At 66.8% G+C, this 26,363-nt stretch carries 21 protein-coding genes and 2 pseudogenes; 13 read left to right on the top strand and 10 right to left on the bottom strand.

The genetic code is table 11. The annotated features are described in order from the left end of the window. Window positions 1-195 precede the first annotated feature (195 nt). From AB0A95_RS31345 to AB0A95_RS31335, 3 genes are read left to right on the top strand one after another with little or no spacing between them, the layout of a single operon-like run. On the top strand, window positions 196-1,212 hold the full coding sequence (locus AB0A95_RS31345) for a nucleotidyltransferase (RefSeq protein ID WP_357559339.1): 1,017 nt from the start codon (window positions 196-198) through the stop codon (window positions 1,210-1,212). Continuing rightward, window positions 1,209-1,709 carry a hypothetical protein gene (locus AB0A95_RS31340; RefSeq protein WP_357559338.1) on the top strand — a complete coding sequence of 167 codons (501 nt, stop codon included), beginning with the start codon at window positions 1,209-1,211 and terminating at the stop codon, window positions 1,707-1,709. Before AB0A95_RS31345 ends, AB0A95_RS31340 begins: the two co-directional genes overlap by 4 nt. Next, window positions 1,694-2,299, top strand: a complete 606-nt coding sequence (locus AB0A95_RS31335; RefSeq protein WP_357559337.1) for a hypothetical protein — start codon at window positions 1,694-1,696, stop codon at window positions 2,297-2,299. Before AB0A95_RS31340 ends, AB0A95_RS31335 begins: the two co-directional genes overlap by 16 nt. A gap of 219 nt (window positions 2,300-2,518) precedes the next feature. On the opposite strand, the gene AB0A95_RS31330 is transcribed toward AB0A95_RS31335, so the two are convergent. The 6 genes from AB0A95_RS31330 to AB0A95_RS31305 all read right to left on the bottom strand — a co-directional run bounded on the left by AB0A95_RS31330 (window position 2,519) and on the right by AB0A95_RS31305 (window position 8,677). Beyond that, window positions 2,519-3,307 (bottom strand): hypothetical protein, encoded by a 789-nt coding sequence (locus AB0A95_RS31330; RefSeq protein WP_357559336.1) that lies wholly within the window; start codon window positions 3,305-3,307, stop codon window positions 2,519-2,521. 100 nt (window positions 3,308-3,407) lie between these two features. Further along, the gene (locus AB0A95_RS31325) at window positions 3,408-5,387 is read right to left on the bottom strand and encodes a DUF3732 domain-containing protein (RefSeq protein WP_357559335.1); all 1,980 of its coding nucleotides are present in this window, start codon (window positions 5,385-5,387) and stop codon (window positions 3,408-3,410) included. Window positions 5,388-5,392: 5 nt separating this feature from the next. Further along, on the bottom strand, window positions 5,393-5,875 hold the full coding sequence (locus tag AB0A95_RS31320) for a three component ABC system middle component (RefSeq protein ID WP_357559334.1): 483 nt from the start codon (window positions 5,873-5,875) through the stop codon (window positions 5,393-5,395). A 46-nt stretch (window positions 5,876-5,921) separates the two neighbouring features. After that, window positions 5,922-7,040 carry an ABC-three component system protein gene (locus AB0A95_RS31315; protein ID WP_357559333.1) on the bottom strand — a complete coding sequence of 373 codons (1,119 nt, stop codon included), beginning with the start codon at window positions 7,038-7,040 and terminating at the stop codon, window positions 5,922-5,924. A 505-nt stretch (window positions 7,041-7,545) separates the two neighbouring features. Further along, window positions 7,546-8,397, bottom strand: a complete 852-nt coding sequence (locus tag AB0A95_RS31310; protein WP_357559332.1) for a hypothetical protein — start codon at window positions 8,395-8,397, stop codon at window positions 7,546-7,548. Between the two features lie 118 nt (window positions 8,398-8,515). Beyond that, window positions 8,516-8,677 (bottom strand): hypothetical protein, encoded by a 162-nt coding sequence (locus AB0A95_RS31305; protein ID WP_357559331.1) that lies wholly within the window; start codon window positions 8,675-8,677, stop codon window positions 8,516-8,518. 380 nt (window positions 8,678-9,057) lie between these two features. On the opposite strand from AB0A95_RS31305, the gene AB0A95_RS31300 reads away from it, so the two are divergent. The 3 genes from AB0A95_RS31300 (at window position 9,058) to AB0A95_RS31290 (ending at window position 12,769) form a co-directional block, all read left to right on the top strand. Beyond that, window positions 9,058-9,447, top strand: coding sequence for a hypothetical protein (locus tag AB0A95_RS31300; protein ID WP_357559330.1), 390 nt, complete (start codon window positions 9,058-9,060; stop codon window positions 9,445-9,447). 503 nt (window positions 9,448-9,950) lie between these two features. Next, window positions 9,951-11,687: a Shedu anti-phage system protein SduA domain-containing protein gene (locus AB0A95_RS31295; RefSeq protein ID WP_357559329.1), complete on the top strand. Its 1,737-nt coding sequence runs from the start codon at window positions 9,951-9,953 to the stop codon at window positions 11,685-11,687. Between the two features lie 278 nt (window positions 11,688-11,965). Beyond that, window positions 11,966-12,769: a DUF5677 domain-containing protein gene (locus tag AB0A95_RS31290; RefSeq protein WP_357559345.1), complete on the top strand. Its 804-nt coding sequence runs from the start codon at window positions 11,966-11,968 to the stop codon at window positions 12,767-12,769. A gap of 57 nt (window positions 12,770-12,826) precedes the next feature. Here the strand turns inward: AB0A95_RS31290 and AB0A95_RS31285 are convergent, their stop codons facing one another. Beyond that, entirely contained in the window at window positions 12,827-14,218 is a 1,392-nt protein-coding gene (locus AB0A95_RS31285; RefSeq protein WP_357559328.1) for a helix-turn-helix transcriptional regulator, read from the bottom strand. A 173-nt stretch (window positions 14,219-14,391) separates the two neighbouring features. Here AB0A95_RS31285 and AB0A95_RS31280 point away from each other — a divergent pair, with 173 nt between their 5' ends. From AB0A95_RS31280 to AB0A95_RS31255, 6 genes are all read left to right on the top strand, one after another. Further along, a complete protein-coding gene (locus AB0A95_RS31280; RefSeq protein WP_357559327.1) occupies window positions 14,392-15,327 on the top strand; it encodes a TauD/TfdA family dioxygenase in 936 nt (311 codons plus the stop codon). Further along, window positions 15,320-16,732 (top strand): FAD-dependent oxidoreductase, encoded by a 1,413-nt coding sequence (locus tag AB0A95_RS31275; protein WP_357559326.1) that lies wholly within the window; start codon window positions 15,320-15,322, stop codon window positions 16,730-16,732. Before AB0A95_RS31280 ends, AB0A95_RS31275 begins: the two co-directional genes overlap by 8 nt. After that, window positions 16,719-17,588, top strand: a complete 870-nt coding sequence (locus AB0A95_RS31270) for a phosphopantetheine-binding protein (RefSeq protein WP_357559325.1) — start codon at window positions 16,719-16,721, stop codon at window positions 17,586-17,588. The genes AB0A95_RS31275 and AB0A95_RS31270 overlap by 14 nt, the downstream gene beginning before the upstream one ends. Window positions 17,589-17,668: 80 nt before the next feature. Then, entirely contained in the window at window positions 17,669-18,181 is a 513-nt protein-coding gene (locus AB0A95_RS31265; protein ID WP_357559324.1) for an NUDIX hydrolase, read from the top strand. Between the two features lie 50 nt (window positions 18,182-18,231). Beyond that, window positions 18,232-19,332 (top strand): DegT/DnrJ/EryC1/StrS family aminotransferase, encoded by a 1,101-nt coding sequence (locus AB0A95_RS31260; RefSeq protein WP_357559323.1) that lies wholly within the window; start codon window positions 18,232-18,234, stop codon window positions 19,330-19,332. Next, on the top strand, window positions 19,329-20,327 hold the full coding sequence (locus AB0A95_RS31255; protein WP_357559322.1) for a Gfo/Idh/MocA family oxidoreductase: 999 nt from the start codon (window positions 19,329-19,331) through the stop codon (window positions 20,325-20,327). Before AB0A95_RS31260 ends, AB0A95_RS31255 begins: the two co-directional genes overlap by 4 nt. Before the next feature lie 1,954 nt (window positions 20,328-22,281). On the opposite strand, the gene AB0A95_RS31250 is transcribed toward AB0A95_RS31255, so the two are convergent. Beyond that, window positions 22,282-23,154, bottom strand: a complete 873-nt coding sequence (locus tag AB0A95_RS31250) for a hypothetical protein (protein ID WP_357559321.1) — start codon at window positions 23,152-23,154, stop codon at window positions 22,282-22,284. Between the two features lie 1,055 nt (window positions 23,155-24,209). Between AB0A95_RS31250 and AB0A95_RS31245 the strand changes: the two genes are divergently transcribed. Beyond that, window positions 24,210-24,362 carry a hypothetical protein gene (locus AB0A95_RS31245; RefSeq protein WP_357559346.1) on the top strand — a complete coding sequence of 51 codons (153 nt, stop codon included), beginning with the start codon at window positions 24,210-24,212 and terminating at the stop codon, window positions 24,360-24,362. Here AB0A95_RS31245 and AB0A95_RS31240 read toward each other — a convergent pair. Together AB0A95_RS31240 and AB0A95_RS31235 are read right to left on the bottom strand one after the other, a co-directional pair. Beyond that, window positions 24,331-24,479: pseudogene (locus tag AB0A95_RS31240) on the bottom strand (IS5/IS1182 family transposase); the annotation flags it as partial. The gene AB0A95_RS31245 and the pseudogene AB0A95_RS31240 overlap by 32 nt on opposite strands. A 314-nt stretch (window positions 24,480-24,793) precedes the next feature. Then, a pseudogene (locus AB0A95_RS31235) lies at window positions 24,794-26,181 on the bottom strand (transposase). Window positions 26,182-26,363 lie beyond the last annotated feature (182 nt).

Below are 26,363 nucleotides of genomic sequence, written 5' to 3'. Positions count from 1 at the left end.
TCGGTTCGCGGCGTAAGGCCGGACTGACGCGCCGAACATTACCCTTCCGACACGGAAGAATATGCGGAACATAGCGTGGAAAAATTAAGTAAGATCCGAAGGACTGGAGCCGAGGGCCGACCGCGCTGTGCGGTCAGGTCTTGCCGGCCACGACGACTCCGCCACGGAACGGCGGGTCAGAACGGATGTGTGTACATGGCACCGCGAACCACAGGGGAGGCGTTCGGCGAGTTCGACGTCGCGCTGAACCTTGACCGGCGGGAACTGGAGCAGGCTCAGCGCCGCCACCAGGAGGTCACCGAGGTCTTGACGGAGGCGGGCATCGCCTCGTCGACCTTCCTGCAGGGCAGCTTCGCCCGCAAGACGATGCTCAAGCCGCTCAAGGACGTCGACATGATCGTCCTGCTGGCCGAGGATCACCGGCAGCGGTGGTTCGGCGCCGGCAAGGGCGGCCCGGCCGCCTCGATGGCGGCGATCCGCCAGGCGGTCGCCGCTCGTTGGCCCGACGCCCGTTTCGACGAGGACAAGCAGCCTGCCCACGCGCTGCAGGTCACGTTCGCGGACTGCACCTTCACGTTCGACCTGGTGCCGGCCTTCGAGGACGGCGACACCGAGGAGGGTGTGTTCATCGCCGACCGTGACCTCGACCGGTGGGAGTGGTCGAACACCCGCACCCTGCGGCGGGTGGTCCGGGAACGTAACCTGGCCACCGTCGGTGCCTTTGTGCACCAGGTTCGGATGGGCAAGTCCTTCAAGACCAACCAGCCCACGCTGGAGAAACTGTCTGGCCTGGTCATCGAGTCCCTGTGGTACGCGGCGATCACGAAGAAGCTGGCCCACGCCGCCGCCACGGTGACCGCGCTCGAGTACGCGGCCGAGGCGGTCATGGGCAAGGTGTACGACCCGACCGGCGTGGACGACCTCGCCAAGGACTGGACACCGGGCGAGCGGTTGCGGTTCAGCCAGACATTCGGCCTCGCGGCCAAGCGAGGTCGCGAGGCGCGGCGGCTCGCCGTCGACGGCGACCATCAGGCCGCGATCGATATCTGGCACACGGTGTTCGGCGAGCCGTTCCCCGCTCCGACCGCTCAGCCCGCCGCGCAGGCGTTAGCCGCGCTGAGCGCGGGCAGCATCACCTCCGCCGGCCGGGCCGTGACCTCGCAGCGCGGTGCGCAGACCAACCGGCCGGCGAGGTCATGGCGTACCCGGTGACGGCGGTTCTGCAGGATCCCGCTGCGGCGGCCGACCACCTCCTGTGCCACGCCGACGTGTTCGGCGTGGCGCAGGCCGCCGGCCACACCACCGCGCTCGGCGGGGCTCGCCTCGAGCTGACCCTGCTACCGCTTCCCGCGTTAGCCGCCGACGGCTACCCGGTCGAGCGGATCCGGCTGGTCATCCTGCCGCCCGGCGACCAGGTGTACGCCTACCCGCGCTCGGGCGGCGACCGTTCCTTCAAGCACCGTAACCTGCAGCTCGGGGATCTCTGCCTGCAGTACGACCGTGACGATCCCGCGCTGCGGTGGCTTCCGGAAGATGGACTGGAGCCTCTGGTCACGCTCGTGCACCGGCATTTGATCTTCGAGGAGGCGTGGCGGCGCAGCGGCGATTGGCCGTGCGAGGATGCCCCCCACGGCGATGACCGGCAGGCTCCACACCGGATCGCCACGACCGCGATGCGGAAGGAGATCGGCCGGTGGTCACGGATCTAACGACGCTCGCGCAGGCCGTGGATTCCGCCGCCGCCCAGCCGCCTACTATCACCATCGCCTTGGCCGTCCTCGGCTCCAGCGTGGTCGCCGGTCTGATCAGCGTCATCCTCGGCAACACCCGGGCGAATGCCACGGCACGCCGAGAACGCTATGCCCAGGCCGTGCGCACCCTCGTCGCCTGGGCTGAATACCCTTACCGCATCCGCCGCCGGACCAGCGACGACGCGGCCACCCTCACCGCCCTGGCCGACCGCGGCCACACCCTGCAGGAGCAACTCGCCGAGTCTCGCGCGTGGATCGCCGCAGAGAGTCGCGCCATGAGCGAGGTCTTCGACGCCTGCCTCGCCGACATCAACCCTCTGGTCGGACCCGCTTGCGCGATCGCCTGGCAGCAGCCACCCATCACCAAGAGCGCCGAGATGCTGCTCGGCGACTTCGGCCCTCGCGGGATCAACGCCATCGTCGCGCGCATGGAGTGCGCAATCATCTACCGCTTCGGACTGCGCCGTCTGATGTGGCGCCGCTGGGTACTGCGCAGACTCCAACAGCGGGCCTGTCTGCCCGAGACATCCACGACCACGCCCGAATAGGTCGCGACGAGGCCGTAGCAGCCAGCGTGGTCCGCGGCGCGCAGGGTGTTGACAATGCCTGTGGGTCAGCCCCGCCGCTCGTAGCCTCGGTTGCGCCGTCATAATCGCGATTTAGGTCATTCATCCGGCGTAACGGATGTACTCCTTCGGTGGCGGTAGATCCCGTTCGCCTTGACGGAAACCGGCTGATCAAAGAAGTCCTTTACATGCTAAGCGAAACTAAAACTCGGGTGCATTCTTCCAATTACTCCTCACCATCATGCCTGCAGGTGTGTCCGCGAGTAAGATCTGCCATCTCGCCGTGTTCATCTTTGCCGACCAGCGAAATCGTCCCGGCACCGACAGCCTATCTGCCAGTCCATGCGTTGTGAGGATTGCGAATTGAAGTAGCACGCTGAGGGCGTTTGCTGCATGATGCGAGTGAATGGAGATCCTACCGGTCGGGGTAAGCGTTACGATGCCCGCGTAGGCGGGAGGTTTCTGGGCCTTATCCTGGTGAGCGAAGCCGTGGCGAACCTTGACCATTGCATCCAAGAATGACGATGCGTCCGTCCCTCGATACCTCTTGGCGCCGATGCGCCAGGCGCTACCTGTTCCTAGCTCGGCAGGTGAAACCTCTACAGTCCAATCCCAATCGGCCGTCGGGTCGTATCGGAAAAATGTCCAGTAAAGCTTGCGCAGATTGTATGGGCTCGGCGTTTGCACCATCCCGTTCTTGCCGTCAATTTGGTACCAGGCCGCAGGCGGAGTCGCCTGCGGATCGAGTGGCTGCGCGGTCAAAGCAAGATCTTCATTGAAGGCTTCCAAGGCGCCGACTGCGGCCACCACGACCGCCCTGTTTAGCGATGAATGCTGCCTGCCGGGTTGGCCACCACCAGTTTTTCCCTTGGCTCTGCGGCTTGCGGTAGTCTGCTGAAGCCGCTCCTGAATAACCTCATTGATTCGTTGAGCATCGCTCATATAGTCGATCATTCGGTCCAACGGGCCCTGAAGGGAATGGAGCGCCACGGCAAAAACCTCTTTCGATCCACGATCGCCAACGCGATCTGCGGATTTCTTATTGAAGCTGATCCTACGTTGGCATGTGGCGCTGACCCGATCGCGGGGGTCAGGGCGTCGCCGTCTCGTCGATCCATTCTTGGGGGATGAGCTTTTCTCCGCCACGCCAGTTGTGTTCCACCGAGTCCTGGAACCATGCCTCGGGCAGGTTGGCGTGGTCACAGACGATGACTTGCATGTTGGGTGTCAGTTCGACGATCACGTCGTAGATCAGTCGGAAGAGGCGGCCGACTGCTTCCTGGTCGGTGTCCTGGCCGGGTGTGCCCGATTTTTGGTCGACCTCGGATCGATACCACACCTGGGTGGGCTGATCGAGCATGAGCAGTCGGGGGACTGGTCGGTGCTGTCGTACGAAGTAGCGGTGCAGCGCGAGGTGGGTGATGAGGTGGTAGCCAACCCAGTTCTCACCGCTACCGATTCGGAATAGGGGTGCCGGGCCTTGCTCGGTGTCGGTGACGACGGTGAGGCGGTTCAGGTCGAGACGGACGCTCCCACCGCGGTGTTCCAACTGGAGCCGGTCGGCCCACCGGGTCATGTCCTGGCTGATAGACACCAGGCGTGAGGTGAGCTGTTCGCGTTCCTCGGCTGGGTCGAGCTCCGCTTCGAGCGCTTGCACCTGCCCGAGGGCGGTCTCGTATTGACGGCGGAGTCGCGCCAGCTCGGCGTCCGAACTCCCAGGGAGTGCGGCGAGCGTCGCGTGGATACGGCCGCGGGTGAAGTCCCTGCGTGCGGTGTCGGGTAGTTGTTCGGTGACCGTCTGGCTTGCCGTGAGCGCCTGGATGACGCCCTCTGCCGCTCTGAGTTGGTTGCGCAGCGAACTGGCCCGCTCGTCGAGCGCCTGCAGGGCGGCGCGCCGGGCGGGTCGCGCCGCGTCTACGCCGCTGAGCTGGCTGGTGAGCTGTACCAGACTTTGCCGTAGTTGCTCTGGTGAGGGGTCTGGTTCAGTGAGCTGCGAGCCGCAGAGCGGGCAGGGCGGTGTTTCATCGATGGTGTCGGTGGCAGTTGCTGGGTTGCTGTTGGCGGGCAGTCCGAGCAAATTGAGGCTTGCCAGCCTCGCGGACTGGAGGCGGACGGCTCCAGCGAAGTCGGTCTCTGCGTCGTTCTGCTGCAGGAGCACGTCGCGTTCCGCGTTGAGGGCGCGTAGCTGGTCACGGAGTTGGTCGCGCTCCCGCTGTAGCCCGGCTATGCGGTTGGCGGTCTCGGAGTCGAGTGTTGCCGGGGCGCTGACCGCTGCGATGACGGCGGTGTGCAGAAGGCCGACTGTGGTGGATCGGTCCGCCGGTTGTGGGGTGTCGACCATTCCGAGGGCGTATGCCTCGCGCCAGAGTGTCGCTAGGCCCGCGTCGGCGGCCTCACTTGCTCGAAGTGTTTGCCGGTAGGTTGTTTCCGCGCGCCGCAGCTCGCGACGGGCGGCGGCGAGCTGGGCACGCTTGAGTGCCTGGTCGCGCGGTACGGCGCCGATGAAGTACGGGATAGTGTCTTTGAGGGTTTGCGCCATGCCCTGGTCGCCCTGGCGGTGGAACAGCGAGTCGCGGGCGGCGATTTCGCCTTGCCGCTGCAGGCACAGCAACGCGGCGTGTCCGATGTGCGCTTCAAGTGGGTACCGGGCCGACCCTATCGGCGGTTCGTGCAGATTCTCCTCGATGCCAATGCGGCGCCCGAGTTGCTCCCGGACAGCATCCGAATCGGCGTTCACGACGAGGTCATCGAACTCTAGTGGGGCCAGGTCGCTACCGAACTCCAACATCGCGCGCTGGGTGGATGCCTTGCCTACATCAGGTGCAGGTCGCGCGACGAACGCTCGACCGCTGTCCAGCTCGAACAACGCCGCGTACCAGGACACGGTGCTGGTGATCGGGCCAATCGGCATCTGCAACGTGTTGCGACCCAGGCAGTACTCGACGATGTCGAGCAGAGCACTCTTCCCCGTCTTCGACTCCCCGGTGACGATGTTGAGCGCGCCGGTGGTGAAGTTGAGGACGCGCCGACGTCCGTGGGTGCTGTAGAGGATGATCGCGAGCAGCTGCACAGTGGTCAGGGTGTCACGCCGAGTACCGCAAACACTGTCGCGGTGTTGTCAATCTTCGCCAACCAACGGCCAACAAAGCTCGCCCTGCGGAGGATGTCCGCAAGTTCGTCGGGCATCTGAAACCCCTTCGGCCGACGCGTCCTACCTCGTAACGCGTTCCCCTCGAGGGTGAGTGCGCCGTGAGTGAGACCGAACCGCACCCCCTCCTTTACCGGCTCGACAAGACCCTGCGCACGGGGCGGGAACCCGGCGCGCAACACTGGATTGCGGGAGGTCCACGTCGCGAGGTGAGTTCTGACCGAGGTAGGGAGAGCTTGGCGGGTGCCGCGGTGCAGGACTAACGGGACGATGATGAAGGCCATCGGCCACGGCATCGCCCGGTCGGACTCCTTGCGGTACCCGTCAGCGGCGGTGGCGAGGATCGCCGCGACCAGCGCGGGGTTCAGCATCGCCGCCGTGATTGGCGGCCGGTCATTCCACGCCGTCACAGATCCCCCAGGGCGTCGCTGTGCTTGAAGACGGTGATGTGCCCGCTCATGCGGCGACCTGCAGCAGCCTCTCGATACGGCTCTCGAAGTCGGGGTGCCAGCCGATCCGGCCGGCATCAGCTAGGACGTGGCGCTTGCCGCGAACGAAGAACGGCTCGTTGTAACGCGCACGGACGCTGATGCCGGTCTGCGCGAGGAGTTGCCGCAGCATCTGTTTGCCAGCCTCTTGCTTGGCGGCCTCGTCCGCGTCGTCGTCGAGCGTGTCGAGCATCCAGTCGAACTCACGATCCCACTCGTCGACCAGCTCGGCCTCGAATCTGTTTAGCTCGGCCACACCGATGAGGTCCTCGTCGAGCCACCGGACCGTTTGGACGTAAGCGCGGTAGTAGTCCACGATTGCCTTCTGCAGGTTCCGCGGCGGATAGGCAACCCACTGCATCTGCTGCACGAACGTATGGGTCCGGTACTCCGCGGCGACCGTCTCGCCATCGACGTCCAGCAACTCGACCATGGTCGGCAGGCTCTCGCTGGTGAACTGGTCGCGGATGTCGGCGATCGCCGAACGCGCCACGCCGACATCGAGGCTCGAGAGCCTGCCCTGCAACATGGCCAGTGCCTGCTCGTCCCACCAGCGCCAGATCATCGCTAAGAACAACTCCTCGTGCCCCGTCGGCAGCGCCCAGTGAAGGTGCGTGCGAACCAGCGCGGGCACGTCATGGATGTGCGGCGATCCATCGATCACGCGCATCCTCGTGAGGAAGGCTCGGCGGTCTGCCGGACTCAGCTCGAGGAACTGCTCCCGTGCCGTCTTGGTTTGTTGTGAGGTCGTGTCTCTAGCCACAGCTTCCAGCCCGATGAGGGCGGTCATCTCGTCGAGCGTCTCCGGCCGCAGGGCGGCGATCGCTGTTCCAGCAGCCGCTGTCTGGGTCGTGATCAGGAGCAGCTGCGGCCCGGACGCGTCGCCCGGCGTCGCGGTATCCATCCATACTTTCAACGTTCGCCAAACGTCCGGCGAGGTATCGGTCAGTGCCCGGTGTGTCAGCTGGTGATGCTTGACTTGGAGCAGATGAGTCGGGTTGTTGTCCGCTTCCCAGGCGACGTCGTCATGCAACTCAAGACTGATGGACGCGTCCGGTCTGTCAGCCCCGGAGCCCAGAAGCTCCACCAACGCCCACCAGGTCTGATGCTGATACCCGACCGCGTTAGGCGCTGCACTGTGCGAACCCGGAGCCATTGTGTGAGTTTCCACCCCTGCTAACGATCATGTCTAGCCGACAAACAGGGCATTGACGAGGCACCGTCTGGCGCCAACATGAAGCGGATCCGGGAGTTGGGGCGGTCTCGCTGGCTGACGCAGACCCGCAGGGCCGAATGACTGTCTGAGCGCGTGTCGCCAATGTTGCGGCAGGCATGGAGCGGGCGGCCCACCCCCGTGCTGCTGCAGCCTCCGGGCAACACGGCTGAGCCACACAAGATGTCCGCTTCCGCTGGTGCGCCCGACAGGACACTGCTCACCGCGCGTGATGCGAGAAGCCGTGCCGTGGAAGGAGCCCACCACCCCAATGGCCCTACACCCGAACGCCTCCCAAAGCGCCGCCCCAGCTGCCGCCGACGGCCCATGGCGGCCCCGGCTCGGACAGCCGTCTGAGCTCGGCAGAGGTCCGGCCGTTCTACCCGTTGCGAAGAGTCGTGATGATCCGGTCGGTGTCCCCGGACGCGATAGCGTCGAGGATCCCGGTGATCCTGGCATCCTTTTCGGCCGCCTTAATGACCTTCGTCAAGTTCGCGCGGTCGGTGTAAAGGGAACGGGCGAGTTCGGCGATCGGCAACTCCTCACTCGGCATCCGCGAGTACCCCGCTAAGCCGAACTTCAGGGAGTGGCGGGCTTGCTGGAGCTGTGCCTCGCCCGCCTCGCGCATCAGCCATGCGCTCACGACCGATCGCGCCATGCCGGGCGGTCGGGGTGTGTCAGAAGCAATTGCCTCGTCACCGCTTCCGTACTCCAGGGCAAGGTCGGTGACCCATCGGGCGTAGGTGCCGTAGGCATCAAGAACGTTGTACGTGTGCACGACCTCAATACCCCCGCCTGGCATGGTGCGAATGATCTTCGACTCCTTGGGGCCGACTTCCTCGGGCACGATTGCCACAACCCGGTCGCGCCATCCACAGAACTGGCTGGCGGTTCCGGTGCGCAGACTTTGGGCCAGGAAGACGCGGGCGGCGTCGTCGAATACGTCCTCCGGACGAGTGCCGGCTGTCACGATCCACATTCGGGTCGGGGTTCCGGGTTCCCAGTCACCGTCGGCGTCCAGCGTGATGTCGCTCTCGTATAGGACGGTCTCACCCGATTTCACCGTTTCGCCGAGCACCCGGCCGGCTTGTGAGATGAAGCCGGCGATGCACTCGGATGTGTCGGTGTCGACCAGGCCGGCAAGACGGTTCAGTTCGGCCGGGTCGTCGACCGTGGCGGCGTGGCATGGGGTGAGGAAGCTCGCGAGGTGCCGGAAGTCAACGCGTGTCATGGGTACACACTACACACCCCCCATCCGTCTCGGTCAAGAGCCACACCGACGGTCACTTCGATTGCGTTTCGACGGTCTGACATGAGCGCTACCGGCGCTCCAGTGGCTGAGCCGCCGATCAGTCAAGCCAGCGGATCACCGCAGCGCCATCCCTGGCGGCTGCAGCGACGAAGGTCTGGACGCCTGGCAGATAGTGGGCCACCCAGGCCCAGCCGAGGTCAACTCTCGCCTGCTCCAGTTCGTCCGACGAAACGCGCAGCAAGTTGCCGTTCATGCTCACCGTGCGAGCCTAAGCGCTGGTTGTGACAGTTCCATCGACAGTGGGCGAACGTCTCCGGCAATCTGGCGGCGCGCTGTTTCCCCGCTGACAAGGCGCGGCGATCGTGAGCGTGCTTGACTGCTGCGGCTGGGGGAGCCAGCGCTGGTGCAACCAAAGCACTGGGCCGGCTTCTCACGATCGGTCGGCGGCCCTGTGCGAGCCCGGTTTAGGGGGAGCAGGTTGGGAGCAGCAGGTTGCCCTGAACGGCCTTGAACTGCGTCCAACGGCGCCCGTGGCAACCTGGCCTACCGCCGGGGTCGCCATCGGACTCGCGCCCTCGGTCGGCGGCGGACCTTGGGGGTCTCCGAAGCCGAAGCCGCGGGCGCGGTTGAGGAGGCAGGGTGGACATCTTATGGAGCGCTTCGTCCCCGACGTCTGGGACATTCGTTTCGACTGAGCGCTCGGGTTTCGCTGACCTTGTAGAGCGGTTCAGTGAGCTGCGTGCCCAGGGGCAGGGTTACCTTGAGGTCCGGGGAGATGCCAAGTTTCCCGTATGCGCGCTGGGTTTCCTGGGGTCTGCGGCGGTCATCCATCTCATGTCGGGTACGGGTGTCATATCGCTGCTGGTCGCGGATGAGCCCGGGGACTCGAGTGCGGAAGTCCTGGTGATGGACGATCTGGTTGAGTTCACCGCCGACTTCGTGCTTGATATCGACCGCGCCTGGCACGTGGTCGAGGGGTTTGTTCGCACCGGTGATCCTGCTCGCGCGGGAGATTGGTTCGAGCTGTAGCGATACGCGGCGTGGCTCCGCTGTGCCGACTGTCTGGCGGCGGCCGAGCGGATCGGTTCGGAACCCAGGGGGGCGGTTTGGGAGCTGCGAATTGCCCTGAACGGCCTTGACCTGCGTCCAACGGCACCGAACGGCCCTCAACTGCACCCACTCCTACCTGCGGCTCCACGGTTCCGCAGGTCAGAGTCAGTTCGGCGTCCTGTTTCCCGCGGAGTGCTCCGCGGTTCTGCGCAGCAGTCGACAACGCCCTATGTTGTCTGGCAGGGAAGTGTGCGCAGGTCAAGGCGGTAAGGAGCCGTTGGTTGGCCCGGCCTTGCAACTGAGAGCAGATTGGGTGCAGGTGGGCGAAGAGGTCGCCGCGACCGAAGTGCTCACCGACGCTGGCTACATCCGCCCCTCAAGAGTGTCAGAGCCTGCCGATATCGTGACGCCTTGTCGTCAGCCGGCTTCAACCGCGGCGGTGATGATGATGGCTTCTGGCGCCGACACGGCGAGGAGAATCGGTGGCGTACTGGTTGATGGCGGTGGACCACGGGTCGAGGGCCTACGAGGCACCGCCACGGCCGATCCCGGGCGATTGGGAGACATCGCATTGCACCGGCCGAGATGACCACCATGTGGCAGAGGTCGCAGAGGGCGACGCCGTCGCCCTGATCCGCGTGGGCCGCCATGGCGGCGTCGTCGCGCACGGTCACACCACGGCTGTAGTCGCCGACCACACCTTCAATGAGGGGCGCTTCTATTTGCGGTGCGACCCGCGAAGAATCGCCGTCCGGTTCGACGAGACCTACCTGAGCGCACCCGCCCCGCTGCGGTTGCTATCGGGCATCGCCGCCAGCGCGAAGGCTCGGTACGCACGCAGGGCTCAATCCCGGCCGGTGCCGCTACTCGAGATCTCTGACGAGGCATGGCAGACGCTGATGCGAGCGGTTGAAACGCCTGGTCGCCTCGAATGGCCGGTCGCCTGGAATCTCGAGCCCGGCGCAGTGGTCAGCCGCAGGGACGTGCACGACACCTACGGCGGCCAGCGTCAGGGCGCGATCGTGCGATGCGGCACGACACCCAATACCTTCGTATTCCTCGGGGCAGGCTCCAATGGTGCACCGTTCACCTTTCGGTGGGCCGATGACGGTGCGCTGACCTTCGTCGGAAAGCCGGAGGAGATTACCAACACCGCCCCCACCGCGGAGCCGGTTAGCTCTGAGAACCGGCTCGTTCTGGGACACCTGCGCTCCGGAATCCCATTGCGGATCTTTCACAGCAGCGGCAGGAAGCCGGTCATCTATCTCGGCGAGGCGGTCGTTGACCAGGAGTGCCCGATCGAAGGCTGGATCGACGTCGCGACGCCTCCGCCGATAATGACTCCACGCCGCCGCACCTGGCAACCCGCCCACGAGCAGCGGCGTTTCCGGGCACCGCTGTTGCGTGTGCATCCAGTTACCGAACTCGCTCCATTCTTGGCGCCGGAAGAGCAACCCCGGCGCCGGCGCCAGACGTTACGGCTCGCTGTAACCCGCTCCGTCAACGACGCCGGGCCGTCCACCCAGCCGCCGGCCGCTCGACTGTCAGACGCCGAGGCGATCCAGCATGCCACCGACCGGCTGCGCGCGGTGCCCGACGGCGCGATGCCCCAGCTGGCCGACGCCGCAGAACTCGCCGATCTGGTGATCCGCCGACATCGGACCGCTGCGCTGGGCGACCTGCGCCGTCTCATCCGCGACCCGGACACCCGAGAACCGGCCATCCAGCGACTGCTCGAGCAACACACCTGGGTGTTCGGCGGCGAGTACATGGGTGCCGCGGCCCGGCGAGCCCTGTCGCTTAGTGACCAGCTGGACATCCCGCTCATCCGCGGGGACGGAACCCTGCACGGCGTCGAGATCAAACAGGCGAACATCCCGAAACTCGTGGTCGTCCACCGCGGCCGGCCCGTTGTCGGAGCACCGGTACATGTGGCTGTCGTGCAGGCGATGAACTACCTGCGCGGCCTGGATGAGCAACGCCATGCGCTGCTCGCCGAGTACGGCGTGGACTGCCGCCGCGCCTCGATGACCGTGGTCATCGGCGACCCAGCGTTTGTCCGAGAGCAGCTCATGGCCGAGGAGATTGCTGAGGCCATCCGCACCTACAATTCGCACCTGAGCCGGATCAAGGTGGTCACTTACTCCGAACTCCTCGACGGTGCCCACCGATCACTGCGCTTAGGCGGAGCGTCGACCCCAGTGCCCCGACGCCAGTAGCAGGCATCACCGGTGGTACCTGTCCTCTGAACTACCACGCGTTGACGAGCTGACGGCCGCCGGACCAAAGGACGGCTCAGTACAGTGGCGCAGTGAGCCAGGTCCCACCACAACCCTGACGTTCACCTGGTCTTTGTCGGTGACATCAGCGCTCATGATGGTCCGTCAGCCGGCGGGCCAGCCTCTCACGCCGACGTGCGGCGCGTTCTCACGCCCGCATTTCTCGGTTGCGCCCGGAGTTCCCAACCATTAAAAGTATTGCCGTGACCCTGATTCAGATGCCCGACCCCACCCTGCTAGACGTCGCAGAAGTTGTCCAAGCGGGTGCTTCGGCCTTCGTTAGCAAGCGAAGCTCCGCTACCCCATCAGGGGAGTGGGAGGCTCCGATAGAGGCGTGGAATCTAGCAAGCCTTGCGGTTCGATCAGTTGAAGGCGTGTGCCTCATGGCGCGAACCGACATGGGTTTGGCTACTGCGGCAACGCAATGCGCCCGCGCGGCGCTGGAGCACACCGTGCGCGCGATCTGGCTGCTCCATCCAACAGATCGCTTCATGGGCGAGGTGCGCTGGCTAGCACTTTTGCACGAATGGGAGCGGTTTGAGGAGTCGGCCACTAAGGAGATCGGCGATACCGCGATTCGCGATAAGCACCTGCGAAGGGCCTGCGCTATTAAGGATTTCAGGACAGGGGTTGAGGCGCGCCTGCCAGTTGGTTATTCGTCCTTGCGTCGGCTTCCAAGCATGCGGGACATGATGATCGAAATAGGCATCGGCTCCTTCTACCAGTACTATCGCAAACTCTCGCAGCCAGTTCACGGGACTATGGAGGCGACTGAGACCTACAGACGTAACCTAGGCGATAAGAAATTGTGCGGCGACTTCGGGGGACTGTTCGACTGGATTCTACCCATGCGCCTTTCGTGGGTTTGTATCCGCAACCTCCATGAGATGGTGTTATTTCGTTGCGGGCCGGAGCCGGTCGAGCTACCCCTTCTGACACCAGGCGAGACCGATGTCGACGGGATCTTTGCCACCATGGCTCATCGGGCGGCCGAGTTGCTTCCCGACGGTCGGGAGGGATAGCACCAAGGCTTGCCGTCGATGTCAGTGGCGCTTAAAAGCTAAGGCAGGTTCTGACCGTCAGGTGGTGGCGCCGACGCGGGTTGCGAGATCGCGAAGCCCTGCCGGGGTTGCTGTCGGGGCGTACAGCAGCGATGACACGAGGTCGCGGACCGAGGGGCGGTTGACCTCTTCGGGGGCGTGCCGTTCCGCGGAGAGTAGGGCCTGAACGGCGCGGTCGGGTTTGCCGTGGTGGGTCCAAGCGCGGGCGGTGTCCACGCAGAAGCGGCCGTACCGTTCGGTGCTGGGCAACTCTGCCGGTCGTACGGTTTCGGCGCTACGCAGTGCGGTGCCGGTATCGCCGAGTGCGGTGTAGACGCCGATCTTGTATATGGCGACGGTGGCCGGACTCAGCGGCACGACGGTGCCGGGCACGGTGGTCCCGCCGAGCCGGCTGGCGGCTGCGGCGGCTTCGTCGATGAATGCGGCGGCGGCCGGGGCGTTGCCCGCTTGGGCGCTGCTGTACGCGGCGGTGCACAGCAGGTTCCCGTACGCCGCGATGAGGGCCGCGTCGGCTCCGCCGGAGTCGGCGCCCAGGCCCTCGGCGGTGGTGGTGAGCAGATGCAGGGCGCCGTCGTGGTGGCCCTCGCGGCGCATGGCGATCGCGACGGTGTGGGTGGCGGCGGCCATCACCACCCCGTTGCCGGTTTCTCGGGAGGCGGTCAGGGCGCGGTCGGCGAGTACCCAGGCGATGGCGTCGTCGCCGAGCTTGGTGCTGACCGACGAGGCGAGCACGTACGCCCGGGCGAGGTGGCCGGCGAGCGCTTCGCGCTGGCGGCCGGCCGCCTGGTCGCGGGCAATGTGTAGACCGGACAGCAGGCTGGGAAGCCCGCGGGTGAGTTCTGCAAAGCGGCTGTCGGCGTAGGCACGGCTCGCCGCAGCGAGTCCGGTGGTGAGCGCGTCAGGTGCCATCGGCGGAGCTATGGAGCCGCCGGTGAGCAGCAGCGCTTCGAGACTGGTCGCCGGGACCGGCCCGGAGCCGGCGGTGAGGCCGGCGACCGCAGTCACTGCTGCGCCTGCCAGGAAGGTCCGTCGTCGCATGAAGTCGCCGCCTTCGCCGTCGCCTGATCGGCGGAGCCTATCGGCCTCGGGGTTGCTCGCGGCCGAGGTGTGGGCGGCATGGCCGTCGTGTCGCCGGACGTCATCCGAGAGCCCGAGCATCACCGCAGGGATGGACAGGGCGTGGGCCAGTCGGCGGCGGACGTCGATGTCGTGCAGTGGGGCGCGTTCGAGGCGCGAGATCGTCGAGCCGGAGTATCCGCACAGGTGCCCGAGCTCGCTCTGGGTCAGACCGGCGGCTTGACGCACAAGGCGGATGACGGCTCCGGCGTCGTCGCGGGCGACGGCAGCGCGAAGTTCCGGGGACTGCCACATCGGGTGGGTTGGTGCTGGTCTGCGCTCGCTGGCATCCACCTTCGTCACGGTAACCGACTGTCATGGCGAGGTGGTGGGTCGCGTTGTGCGGGTTATGCAAACGCGTTGCGGGCCCTGCACAGCAGCTACCGGCGGGCGGTGGCGATGGGCGGTGATGGATGCACCAACCACCAGCGGGGCCGGCAGGCAGCGGCTCGGGGAAAGAGGTCGTCATGTTGTTCGCAGATCCGGTACGGGTAGTCGTGCCCAGCACATTGGCGCGTCGGTTGGCGCAGGTGTGCACGTTGGAGATGGACGGGCACCGGTGGGCCGCGGCGAACGTGGTCGCGGCCCGCCAGGTGCTCGAGGCACCGGATGCCCGGGCGGTGCTCGACGCGCTCCGGCGGCGGCTGGCCCGGGCCGTACCGACCGCGCCGGGCTGGGCGGTGGTCGCGCTGCCGGAGCGCCTCGGTGACGAGGATGTGAAACGGGCAGCCGCCGGGCTGCTCGCCACGCTGGGCCGGCCCTTCTTCTCCATCGACCAGGGCGGTGGGCTGTGGATCGGCGGCGAGTCGTCGCCGGAGCATGATCAGGCGTCGTTCGGCGGTTTCGGGGCGCAGGCGCTGCACATCGACGCACCGAATGTGCACCACGTGCCGGACTACACCAGTCTGCTGGTGCTGCGCCCGGATCCGGCCGGCGGCGGCGTCTCGCTGATCGGTGATCTGCAGGAGGCGCTGGCGCATCTGACCGACGCGGAGCAGGCTCTGCTGCGCCGGACCGAGGTCTTCGAGGGCCGGGCGGATGGCCTGCTCGGGGTGGGTGCCCCGTTGCTGCCGTTCCCTGTGGTGGCTGCCGCCGCAGGTGGTGGCTGGCCGTGGATCCGGTGGGCCGGCAAGTTGCTCGACGACCCCCGCAACCACGAGCACCTGCCGGTGCTGCGTCGCTTCGCGCAGGCTCTGAGCGTCGAGACCCGGGCGGTCATGCTGGGCCGCGGGCAGTTGCTCATCGCCGACCAGCGGCGCATCGCTCACGGTCGTACCGCCCTGGGCGATGCCCGGTTCGCGGTCACGAGCGTCCGTCGGTGCCTCCTGCAGGCCAAGGTCGCGTTCGAGGCGACGGCGATCGCGCAGCTCGTCGCTGCCGAGGCCGGTGTCGGCGATGCCTGAGACCTACGACGTGGCGGTGGTCGGCGTCGGCGTGGTCGCGCTCGCTGTCGCGCAGGAGCTGCTGGCCAGAGGGTTGACGGTGGCGGTCATCGGCCCTTACGGCGGGGACCACGCGGGGCAGGCGAGTCGGGCCGCCGGGGCGATGCTGTCGACGTTCTCGGAGATCGAGCCGGGCCACCCGGCCGAGCGGGTCACGGTGGAGACCGGTGAACGGCTCGCCGCTCACCAGGCGTACCCGGTCTGGTTGAACCGCCTCGCCGCCAGTGGTGAACCGGCGGTGTCCACGGTGGCAGGCACCTGGGTACTGGCGCCGGCCGGGCGGCTGGCGCAGTTGGCACCGATCGCGGCTGCGGCGCGGGCGGCGGGGCACCCGGCGGAGGAGCATGACGCCGGGCAGATTCCGGGACTGCGTACCCCAGTCGACACGGCGAGCGCGTTGTGGCTGCCGACCGAGGCCCGGATCGACAGCGGCGCCCTGATGCAGGCCCTGTCCCGGGTCGTCCGCCGGCACCCGCGGGCAGCCTGGCACGACACCACCGCGACCGCCGTCACGACCGGCATCGTGCGGTGTGCCGACGGCACGCGGGTCGAAGCCGGCGACGTCGTGCTGGCGGCCGGCGCTGCGACGGCGTCGCTGCTGGAGCAGGCCGGACGCCGGGTCGGGGTGCCGCCCATCCTGGCCGGCCGCGGCGCGAGCGTGCTCCTGCACGCCCCCGCGATCAGCGTGCCGCACGTGGTCCGGACCCCGAACGCGGCATTCGCGTGCGGCGCGCACCTGGTCCCCCGCGCGGATGGCACCGTGTACCTGGGGGCGACAAACCGGCTGACCACCAGCGCCGAGCGCACCCGCCCGGTCACGCTCGACGAACTGGCCGTGCTGGCCGCCGACGCGAGCACCCTGCTCGACCACCGCCTCGCCGGGGCGCAGCTTTGCAGCCACCGGGTCGGATTGCGCCCGTACACGGTGGACCACCTGCCGCTGCTAGGCCGGACCCGAGACCCGGGCCTGCTGGTGGCGACCGCCACCTACCGGTGCGGGGTCCTCCTCGCACCGCGCATCGCTGCCCTGATTGCCGACGAGATCACCGCACCCGGCGCGCTCGACGACCACCCGTACCGGGTCCTGCGCCCGATGCCGACCCCAACCGCCGGCGACGCGTTGGACGCCGGCGCCGCGCAGGCACTGATCGAGCACCTCCTACAGGGCGGCGCGAGCCTGCCGGCGGCTGCGGCCGAACAGTTCGCCGGGTTCGTCGAACTCGCCCTACGGGTGCTGCTCGACGACGCCTGCGAGCAGGGAGCGGCGCTGCGTCGTCTGTGGCATTCCGCCCCGGTCGTCGAAGTCACCCCTGCCCTGTTCGCCTTGCCTCGACGGATGAAAGGCACTCCCGATGCTCACCGCTGACACCGCCACGCTGCGGACGGCTCTCCTGGCCGCAGTCACCGCCGTTCGGCCCCAGCCCGGGCCCATCGCGGGCGACCGGTCCTTCGCCGATCTCGGCCTGGACTCCCTGGACCGCCTCGTGCTGGTCCACACCGTGGAGCAAGCCACCGGCGTCAGCGTCCCCGACCATGTCCTGGCCGGCGCCCGGCACGTCGACGACCTTCTCTCCTACCTCGACACCGTGGGTCCGGCCGCCGACGAGGACCCCGCAGGGCCGCGAGCCGCTGAGACGGAGCTGGGTGTTGTCGACGACGGCGCCGTCGTCGGCGCAGGCAGCCGGCTCTGGCATCAGGCGCAGGTCGCCGCCGGCGCGAGCATCGGCGCGGACTGCACCCTGGGCAAAGGCGCCTACGTCGGCACCGGCAGCCAGCTCGGCGACCGCGTCAAACTCGGCAACTACGCCTGCGTGTTCGGCGCGAACATCGCCGATGACGCGATGATCAGCCCCCACGCGGCGCTGCTGGAAGACCCCGCGCCGCGGGCCACCACGCCGGACGGGCGCCGCAAGGAGCACACCGACTTCGACCAGTGCCCTGTCACCGTGGGCCGGCGGGCCACCATCGGCGCGGGCGCCATGATCGCGCCGGGTGTCGCGGTCGGGCATGACGCCCTGGTCGCGATCGGCGCGGTCGTCGTGCGCGACGTCCTCCCCTACGCCCTGGTCGCGGGCAACCCGGCCCGCCAATGCGGCTGGGTGTGTACCTGCGGGCGCACCCTCGCCGACACGTTGCGGTGCTCGCGCTGCTCGCGCGGATACATCCGCCACGGCGACGAGCTGCACCTGCTCGGCGACCCCGCGGACGCCTGCGATGGGTGACGGCCTGCCCGGTCACCCGTTCGGGGCACGCGGGGTGGCAGGGGTGCGCGGGCCCCCATGGTTGGCTAGCGTCGCCCGGCATGAGTCGAGTCCCGCTACCTCCTGCCGAGTACTACGCCAGCCTGCCGAAGAGCATCACCGGTGCCGGTGCCGTCCTGCACGACGAGCGCGGCCGGATCCTGCTCGTGCGGCCCAGCTACCGCACCGACACCTGGGAAATTCCCGGCGGAGGGCTGGAGCACGGCGAATACCCCTGGCAGGCAGCCTGCCGGGAGATCAAGGAAGAACTCGGCCTGGACCTGACACCCGGCCGGCTCCTGGTCCTCGACTGGGTTCCCCCGCAACCCGACGGCAGGCCCGCGCTGGCGAACTTCCTGTTCGACGGCGGCCGCATCACCCAAAACCAGGCCGAACAGCGCCTGAGCCTGCAGACCGACGAACTCAGCGAATGGCGCTTGGCCGGGCCGCAGCAGTGGGACGAGCTCATGGCCCCGCACATGGCCCGCCGGCTACGCGCCTGCGCTGACGCGCTACGCACCCAGAGCACCGCCTACCTGCACCACGGGTGGGACCCCGCCAACCCCGCACACTGACCGCCCGGCCTTTCCTGCCCGGGCGGCGCCCGGCAGGAAAGGACACCCTCATGATCGACGTGATTCCGGTGGCCAGCCCTCACCTCGACGAGGACGACATCACCGCAGCCGTCCGCGTACTGCGCTCCGGAGCACTGGTCCAAGGCCGCGAAGTCGCCGCGTTCGAGGACGAGTTCTCCGACCTCGTCGACGGCCGGCACTGCATCGCCGTCAACTCCGGCACCACCGCCCTGTGGCTGCCCCTGCTCGGCCTGGGCATCGGCCCCGGCGACGAGGTCATCATCCCGGCGTTCACCTTCGCCGCCACCGCCGCGGCGGTCCGCCTCACCGGTGCGACACCCGTCTTCGCCGACATCGACCCGGTCTCGTTCTGCCTTGACCCCACCGCGGCCGCCGACGCCGTCACCAGCCGCACCGCGGCGATCATCCCGGTGCACCTGTTCGGCCACCCCGCCGACCTCGGCGCCCTGCTCACGCTGGCCAGACGGCACGGAATCGCGCTGATCGAGGACGCCGCCCAGGCCCACGCCGCGACCCTGCACGCGCGCCCCGTCGGCACATTCGGCACCGCCGCGGCGTTTAGCTTCTACCCCACCAAGAACATGCAGTCCGTCGAAGGCGGAATGATCACCACCGCCGATCCGGGCCTGGCCCGCACGCTGCGGCTACTACGCAACGTCGGCATGGAAACCCGCTACTGCCACGAGATCGTCGGCACAAACGGGCGCCTCAACGACGTCTTCGCCGCGATCGGCCGCACCCAACTGCGCAAGCTCCCCGCTCGCACCGCGGCCCGCCGGGCCCACGCAGCGCACCTCGACACCGCACTGGCCGGTGTCGCCGGCATATCCCCACCGACCACCGGCATCGGCGCCGGGCACGTGTACCACCAGTACACGATCCGCGTCGACGACGACCGCGACGCCTTCGCCCAGGCCCTGCACGAGGACCGGGTCGGCTGCTCCGTGCACTACCCGGTCCCGCTGCACCGCAGCCCGGCCTACCGCGCCGCCGCCCACCTGCCCCACACCGATACCGCCGCCGCCCAGGTACTGTCGCTGCCCGTGCATCCCGGGCTCACCCGCGGCGACCTTGACCGGATCGTCACCGCCGTGCTCCGGCACGCCCCCCGAGAGCAGCTGGCGGCATGAGCGGCCGAGGGCTACGCGCCGGCCTCGTCGGTCTCGGGCACATGGGCAGGCACCACGCCCGAGCATTGCGCGCGCTCAACGGCGTCGACCTGGTCGCCGCCGTCGACCCGGCCGGTGACCCCCACCGCATCGCCGACGGCATCGCCCTGTTCACCGACCTCGACGACATGCTGCGCCACGGCATCGACTACGCCGTCCTGGCAGCACCCACCTCACGGCACACCGAACTCGGTTTGCGTCTCGCCGCCGCCGGCGTTCCGACGCTCATCGAGAAGCCTCTGGCTCCCGACCCGGAATCGGCCCGCCGCCTGGTCGACGCCTACCGAACGGCCGGATTGCCGGCCGCGGTCGGATACACCGAACGGTTCAACCCGGCGATCACCGGACTCCGCGCCCGACTGCAGAATGGACTCCTCGGCGACGTCTTCGACATCAGCACACGCCGCGCCGGCATTTACCCCGCCCGGATCGCCGACGTCGGTGTCATCCACGACCTGGCCACCCACGACATCGACCTGACCGCCGACCTGACCGGTCAGCGATACACCTCGATCACCACCCGCACCGCGCACCGCAGCGGCCGGCCCCACGAGGACCTCCTCGCCGCGATCGCCCAGCTCGCCGACGGCACCATTGCCCAGCACCGCGTCAACTGGCTGACCCCGGCACCCGAACGCATCATCGTCGTGACCGGGGAACATGGCAGCCTCATCGCTGACACCATCGCCGCATCACTGACATGGTGCAGCAACGGCGCCTCCGCACCTGCGGCTGACCATCCGGCCTACCGGGGCGTAGCTCCCGGCGACATCATCCGTTTCGCGCTGCAGCCGGCGGACCCACTGCTTGGCGAACACCGCGCATTCCAGGCAGCGCTGTTAGGTCAAGGCAACGAAGGTGCCTGCCTGGAGGCCGGACTGCACGCCGTCCTCGTCGCCCATACAGCGGCAGCCTCAGCAAGCACCGCACACACCATGCCCGTTGCACTGGCGTAGACCGACGAGAGCGTTGTAGCCGGTGTGCGCCGCAGCGTGCTGGGTGTCGGCGCGCGGATGCGGTGCTGATGAGACGGCTGCGCCCAGTGCGCGGGTTGACCCGGAGGCGGTCGGCGGGCGACGCGGCGACGGTGCGGCGCATCGGTGACCTCCGCCTGTCGGGTACGAGGGGGAGTGGATGAGTGCAGGCCCAGCCCGATCCTTCGGTGGCAGCCCGTGGCGCACAGGTTGCACAGGATCTCCACACCGACTCATGGAGCAAGAGTGGATGGACTTGATGCAGCGGGCGTCGGCAACGCGCTGCGCCGGATCGTCCGCGACATCAGGCATGTTGACGACAGGCAACTGAATGCGGGGAATAAGCCTGAACTTTAGCCATGGCGAGCCAACGCTCCCCTCAACAGGCGATGAAGTTACTCCGCGAACACCACCTGGTCGTAGACGCCACGGCAGACGCGCGCGCCACGGCACTACTCACCAGGGCAAGTAGCTGCATCCCAACGCCCGTCCTGTCCGTTTGCCTCCAGCGAGAGGGCGCCGTCGCTCGCGTCGACCGCTTCCCCCTGCGCGGCGCGGAACGCCATCTCGAACCGGTTCTGGCAATGTCCCAAGCAGGCGAGACTCACGAACACGGCTGTGACGCCCCCGTCTCCCCGACACCACCAAGCGCCGTGGTGGCCGCATCTGAACTGGTCTGCCGGGTTGCTATAGACGAACTGACCTACCACTGCAAGATGCCGCAACGCTAATCGAGGTATACGAACCCCAAGAAGCTCCCTTCGACGTTCGTGGGTTGGCGACTTCCGAGCCACAGGAGGAACGACGATCGGCAGGATCCCGGGACCCAGGTGATCAACGAAGCCCGATCCGAATAGATCATCCCGATTGCACGGCTGCAGCCCGCCCAGTTCCATAGCTGTAGCGCTGGGAGCGGCCCCGGCCCGTACGGCGAGGGAAGCCGCCGCCAGAGCGTTGGAGGCGGCCCGCCACGGCGCTCCAATCGCTCGGCGGTATGCCTTTCTCGGACTCGGCATACACTCCACGGATCCTGTCCGACAGGGAGCCATGGCAGTCGATTCATCAATTCTAGATCTGGCCGTATGAGCGCTCGACGAAGTGCTGGCGAACGGCTCAGTCTGGCGGCCGCAACGGGCTGACGATATCGAGGAAGACGAGGCTATCGCTATCATTGAAAGTCTTCGGAGTCACATGGTCTCGCCTGGGACGCCGTAGTCACTCATCGGTGGGCATGTCCTCACCGGTAATCAAAGCGCCGCCCCGCAAACGAACTCGCCACATTTGATACGCGCTCTCAGTGGTGTGCGTCCACGCCGGCAATGTATCGGCCGCGAAGCTATCTGCGGGCGGAATCACGATTCGCCCTGCTGGGTCTGTCATAGATCTGCCGTCGGTGGATGAGCATCTCCCCGACGGGCGTGTTGATCTCCGGCAAGTCGTCTGGCATCTGTCGGCTTGTGAGCAGTGGGCTCGGCGACGAGCCGTCGACCAGGTCTTCGGCGACCTTGGTCGGCTTGGGTCGATCTGGTGCGCCCCGACGGGTGATATTGGCGTCAGAGAACCGTAGACGTCTCCGCAACCCCAGCCAGCTATTCCCGCGAGCTGGACCGGGAGTAGGCGACGGGCTGTTATCTGCGGGCGGAAGGGCACTGCTCATGCTCAGCACCGACAGCATCGGTGGATCGAGTTTCGGAGCCAAAGGCAGCAACCCGTCACCTTATCGCTGCCTCAATCCTAATCCCGAGGCCGATGATCACCAAGATTAGCGCAAGGTCATCGACTCGGGCCGGCTGATTTGCCGAAAACGTATTGATCGTAAATAGCAGCAGGCCCGCAATTAAGGTTGAGGTGCCTAAAACCTTGATTGCGGGCCCGGTGCGAGACCTGTCGTCCATTCGGCTACTGTAGCATACGCATCGTTTAGTAGAAGATTAGGCTACCGAATAGTGGCGACCCCGCCCGCCTTTTGGAGCTTGTCGGCTTCTGAGGAGTATTCCAGGCTCATTCCGAAGAAGCTAATCCCTGCCGTCCAAGTTCCGCCGCCGTCCTGATTGTGTTCATACCATCCCGAGCCGACAATCCTTTGGTTCGGGTTGGCACAGGAGCGCCCGTTCGGATGATCCAAGACAAGCGCGACGAACCCGTGGTCAACCAGCAACTGAAAGCCGCTTACCCTGTCCCTCACGCGCCAGACGGCATTGCTTGTCGTGAGATTTTCCTGGTAAATGTAGTCCTGTGACGTCTGTCGACTGCCGTCCCAGGTGTAGGACTCTTTCCAAGTTCTAACGGCGGAGTAGCAATTGAAGTCATAGGCGTCGAGTGCGATGCCGATCGCGTCATCGGGAGCACTGCCGTTGACGAAGTTGTCCCTGAAGTTCCAATGCAATTCTGTGTTGTCAAGCCAGCCGCTACCGGTGGAGTTGCTGTATGGAAAATTGTAGGCAATGGTGGAGGCGGTGAAGGCATTGATTGGGACATCCATAACGCCATAGTCAGGTGAAGCTGCAGCGGCGGCCTTGCGCGCATAAAGCTGATAGGCGAACTGCGCCTCTTCGGGGGTAGAGTTGATGATGCCTGCCACTTGATTCGAGATTCGGATATTCTTGGCTCCGAGCGCCTCGAGTTCTCTGGCATAAGCCACGTAGTCAACTCGGTCGTTCAAGTATTTGGTGGATAGACCGCTCGAGGCAGCCCGGAACTCCTCGTACGAAAATGTTTGACGCTTTTCCTCGGCCTGCGCTGGTACAGCGAGCATGGGCGTTAATACCAGCGCTACTGCGGCAACTAGCTGATAGGCAGCCTTTTTCATTGAGCCTCCCCAGGTCACGTAACTGCTGCCATCAGACATTATTGTCTAGATCGTCGGCGGTCAACAGGCGGCAACGGTCCGCCACGCGGAGTGACCAAGGTCTTGGCAGAAAGGTTTACTTATAGTAGTCGCATCGGCGGCCCGCCCAAAGGCGACATTGATGCTTAGAGGTCATTGTGCAGCGGTACTTCTAGCAGGTGAACGTTTGTTGCAGGTTGTAAGGACCTCCGGCGGAGTCCGTTGCGGAGCGTAGCTAGGCGGTAGCGGTGCGCGTCATAAATGGTGATGTCAGTCACATGGGCCAGGTTGCGGGTGATATGGGGTGGGGGCGGTGGATGAGCTGGACCGGTGGCTGGATTGGATACACCAGCGTCACAACGGGTTCAACTACCGGTACATCTACCCGCGTACCTCCCGGGCGCATGCTCGCGAGCCCCACCAGGGCGAGGTTAGCGTGACGGTCAACCCGGACGGCGGTTGTGTGCTTTAAGCCGGTGTGGGCCATCGCGGGCTGCTGCTGGCGATCGGCCAGGAGCGGGGACCGGTTCGTGCAGCATCTGCGGCAGAGGTACTGCGGTGACTGGTACCTGAGCATGCAGGCGTGGGAAGCGAAGCGGCCTAGCATGAGGACTCTCTCGATGAGGTCCTTGGCGCTTCAGTGGACGGTGGCGCCACTGCCGGTGCGGTGGGCTTCCTGTCGCCGTGAGTGATTGACGGCAACGTGAATCTATCTCATGTTTGGCTATGGACATAGGGCGGGGGACATGCGGTTGTCGGTCGATTGCGGCAGCGCCGGAACCCATGCCGTCCTGGCTTGGGCCGACGGCAACGCGCTCGGGCTGTCGTCCGACGGCTCTGGCCATTTGTCCGCCTTGGCTTTCCGGACCACCGGCGGGGCAGGCGCCGACCGAAGGGCAGCCCGGCTACGATCAGCCTGCAGCGGTCATTCGGGCCCGCGCCGTCCCAATGAGGATCCGACCGCAGGTAACGCCGGTCGAGACGCGATGGACGCAGCGGCGGCGCCGGCGGGGTGGGGACCCCGACGGCGGAACTGGATGCGGCAGATGGCGCACGGGCCGGGTTGCAGCCCTCCGCGCCTGGTGGAAGCCCCGGTGGCGGTCGCCGAGTATCTACTCGCCACCGGTGTACGGGTGCCGGTCGGCGCGTTCCACTTCATCTGGCCGTGGCGTGTTCGACCCCCGCTCTGACGGTCCGGTGTTCGACGTTGAGGGCTTCCTCCCAGTCCGGCAGGAAGCTGCCGGGCTTGCGGTACGGCATCATCACCTCGCGGTTGCCCGGTAGCCGCCGTCGCCCATCACCGGCCGCCTGTCCAGCTTCTGATCGATGCCCCGAGGTCCGGCAGACAATGGTGTCATTGCCGGTTACCCAGCTGCGGCACCCCGGATAGCGGACCGAGCGATCGACACACTCGACCGGATGCTGGTGCTCGCATCTGTGCGCCGCCATCCGATCGGCGAGCTCGCCATCGGCGACCCCGAGCCGGGCAACCGCAACGACGCGATCATCTACCGAGCCTTAGTGGTGCTTTGTTAGGTTGGGACGAGTTGGTGGCAGAGGGGGCAGAACCCGAGCCAGGTCGCGAGTAGGTACTGCAGTTCGCGCAGGACGGCGTAGAGGCTCAGGTCTGCCCTGTTGCTTTTGGGTGGGCGGTCCGTAGTTGGGTGAGGAACAGGTGGGCGGCTGTGGTGAGGGTGACGTGGCGGTGCCAGCCGATCCAGGAGCGGCCTTCGAAGTGGTCGAGTCCGAGGGCGGTTTTGAGTTCGCGGTAGTCGTGTTCGATGCGCCAGCGGCTTTGGCCAGGCGGACCAGTTCGGTCAAGGGTGTGTCGGTGGGCAGGTCGGACAGCCAGTAGTCGCTGGGTTCGTCGTGGCCGGGAGGCCATTGCACGAGTAGCCAGCATTCGGGCAGGACACCGTCATCGCCGTACTGGGGTCCGCGTCGGATCACTCGGCCGGCGGGACGCACCCGCAGGGCGAAGAAGTGCCCGGACAGCTCACCGACAGGCCGGTCCGGGTCGCGGCCGGGTGTGGGTAGCCGGGCACGCCAGCGCACCAACGTCGTGGCGTCAGCGCCGTGGTTCAGGGCGAGGTCTTTCAGACTGCGGGCCGGCTGGGGGTAGCGCGGTGTGGGATGCGGGCCAACTCCGGCGTAGGGCACCTCGACGGGTTGGGCGTTGCCGGGTTGCGCGGTGGTGGTGGATGTGGTCGCCACGATGTAGCCGATGCCGCGTTCGGTCAGGCCCTGACGGAACTCGGCGACCTGCCCGTAGCCGGCGTCGGCGGTCAACAGCGGCGGACGCAGCCCCCACTGGGCCAACTCGTCGAGCATTTCCAGGGCCATCAGCCACTTCGGCCGGTACCGCTCGGTGTCGGGGACCTTCGACGCCGCCCGCCGCTGGCGGATCAGCGCGATCTGTTCGGCAGGCGGTACCTGCTGTCGCACACGGGGTTTCTTCACCCCGGCCTGATCGCGGGTGACCGGCTCGCGGCGCAGCCTACGGGCGTGCGCGTTCACGGGCTTGCCGTCTGGACCGGGCACACACGTGTCGTCCCAGGACTCCGGCACGAACAACCGCCAGTTCAGCACCGCGGACGCGGCGTCGGTCGCGGCGTGAACGCTGACGGCGATCTGGCAGTTGGCGACCTTGCCCAGAGTACCGCAGTACTGCCGGGCCACACACGCCGAAGCCTTGCCGTCCTTGGGAAACCCCGTGTCGTCGACCACCCACACCTCAGGCGTCACCAGATCGACCGCCGCGGTGGCCAACCGCCGCCGCACACCACCCACGTCCCACGTGGACGAGGTCAGGAACTGCTGCAACTGCTGATGATCCACCCCGAGCCGCTGCGCCATCGGCTGCATCGACTTCCGCTGACCGTCGAGCATCAGCCCCCGCAGATACCGCAGACCCGTCGCCCGCTGATCCGAGCGCCGCAACCCCGCGAAGATCCCCGCCGCGAAGTCCTCCAACCGCGCCCGCACCCGAACCAGATCCCGCTCATCCACGCACCGCAGACAAACACCGCCACGATCCCCACACAAGCGACACGCCACAACGACCTAACAAAGCACTATTAGTACTCCAGCCGCAGTGGGTCTGTGGATCTAAGGGTGTTTCCGGCCTGACCTGCCGGGCGTTGTGCCTGGTGAGGAGGGTGCCGTGATGACCGCGACGCTGAACGACCAGA

This window comes from Micromonospora sp. NPDC049230, assembly GCF_040647875.1.
Lineage (GTDB): Bacteria > Actinomycetota > Actinomycetes > Mycobacteriales > Micromonosporaceae > Micromonospora.
Note: the sequence above shows the minus strand (reverse complement) of the source record. Positions and strands in the feature narration are given on the sequence as shown.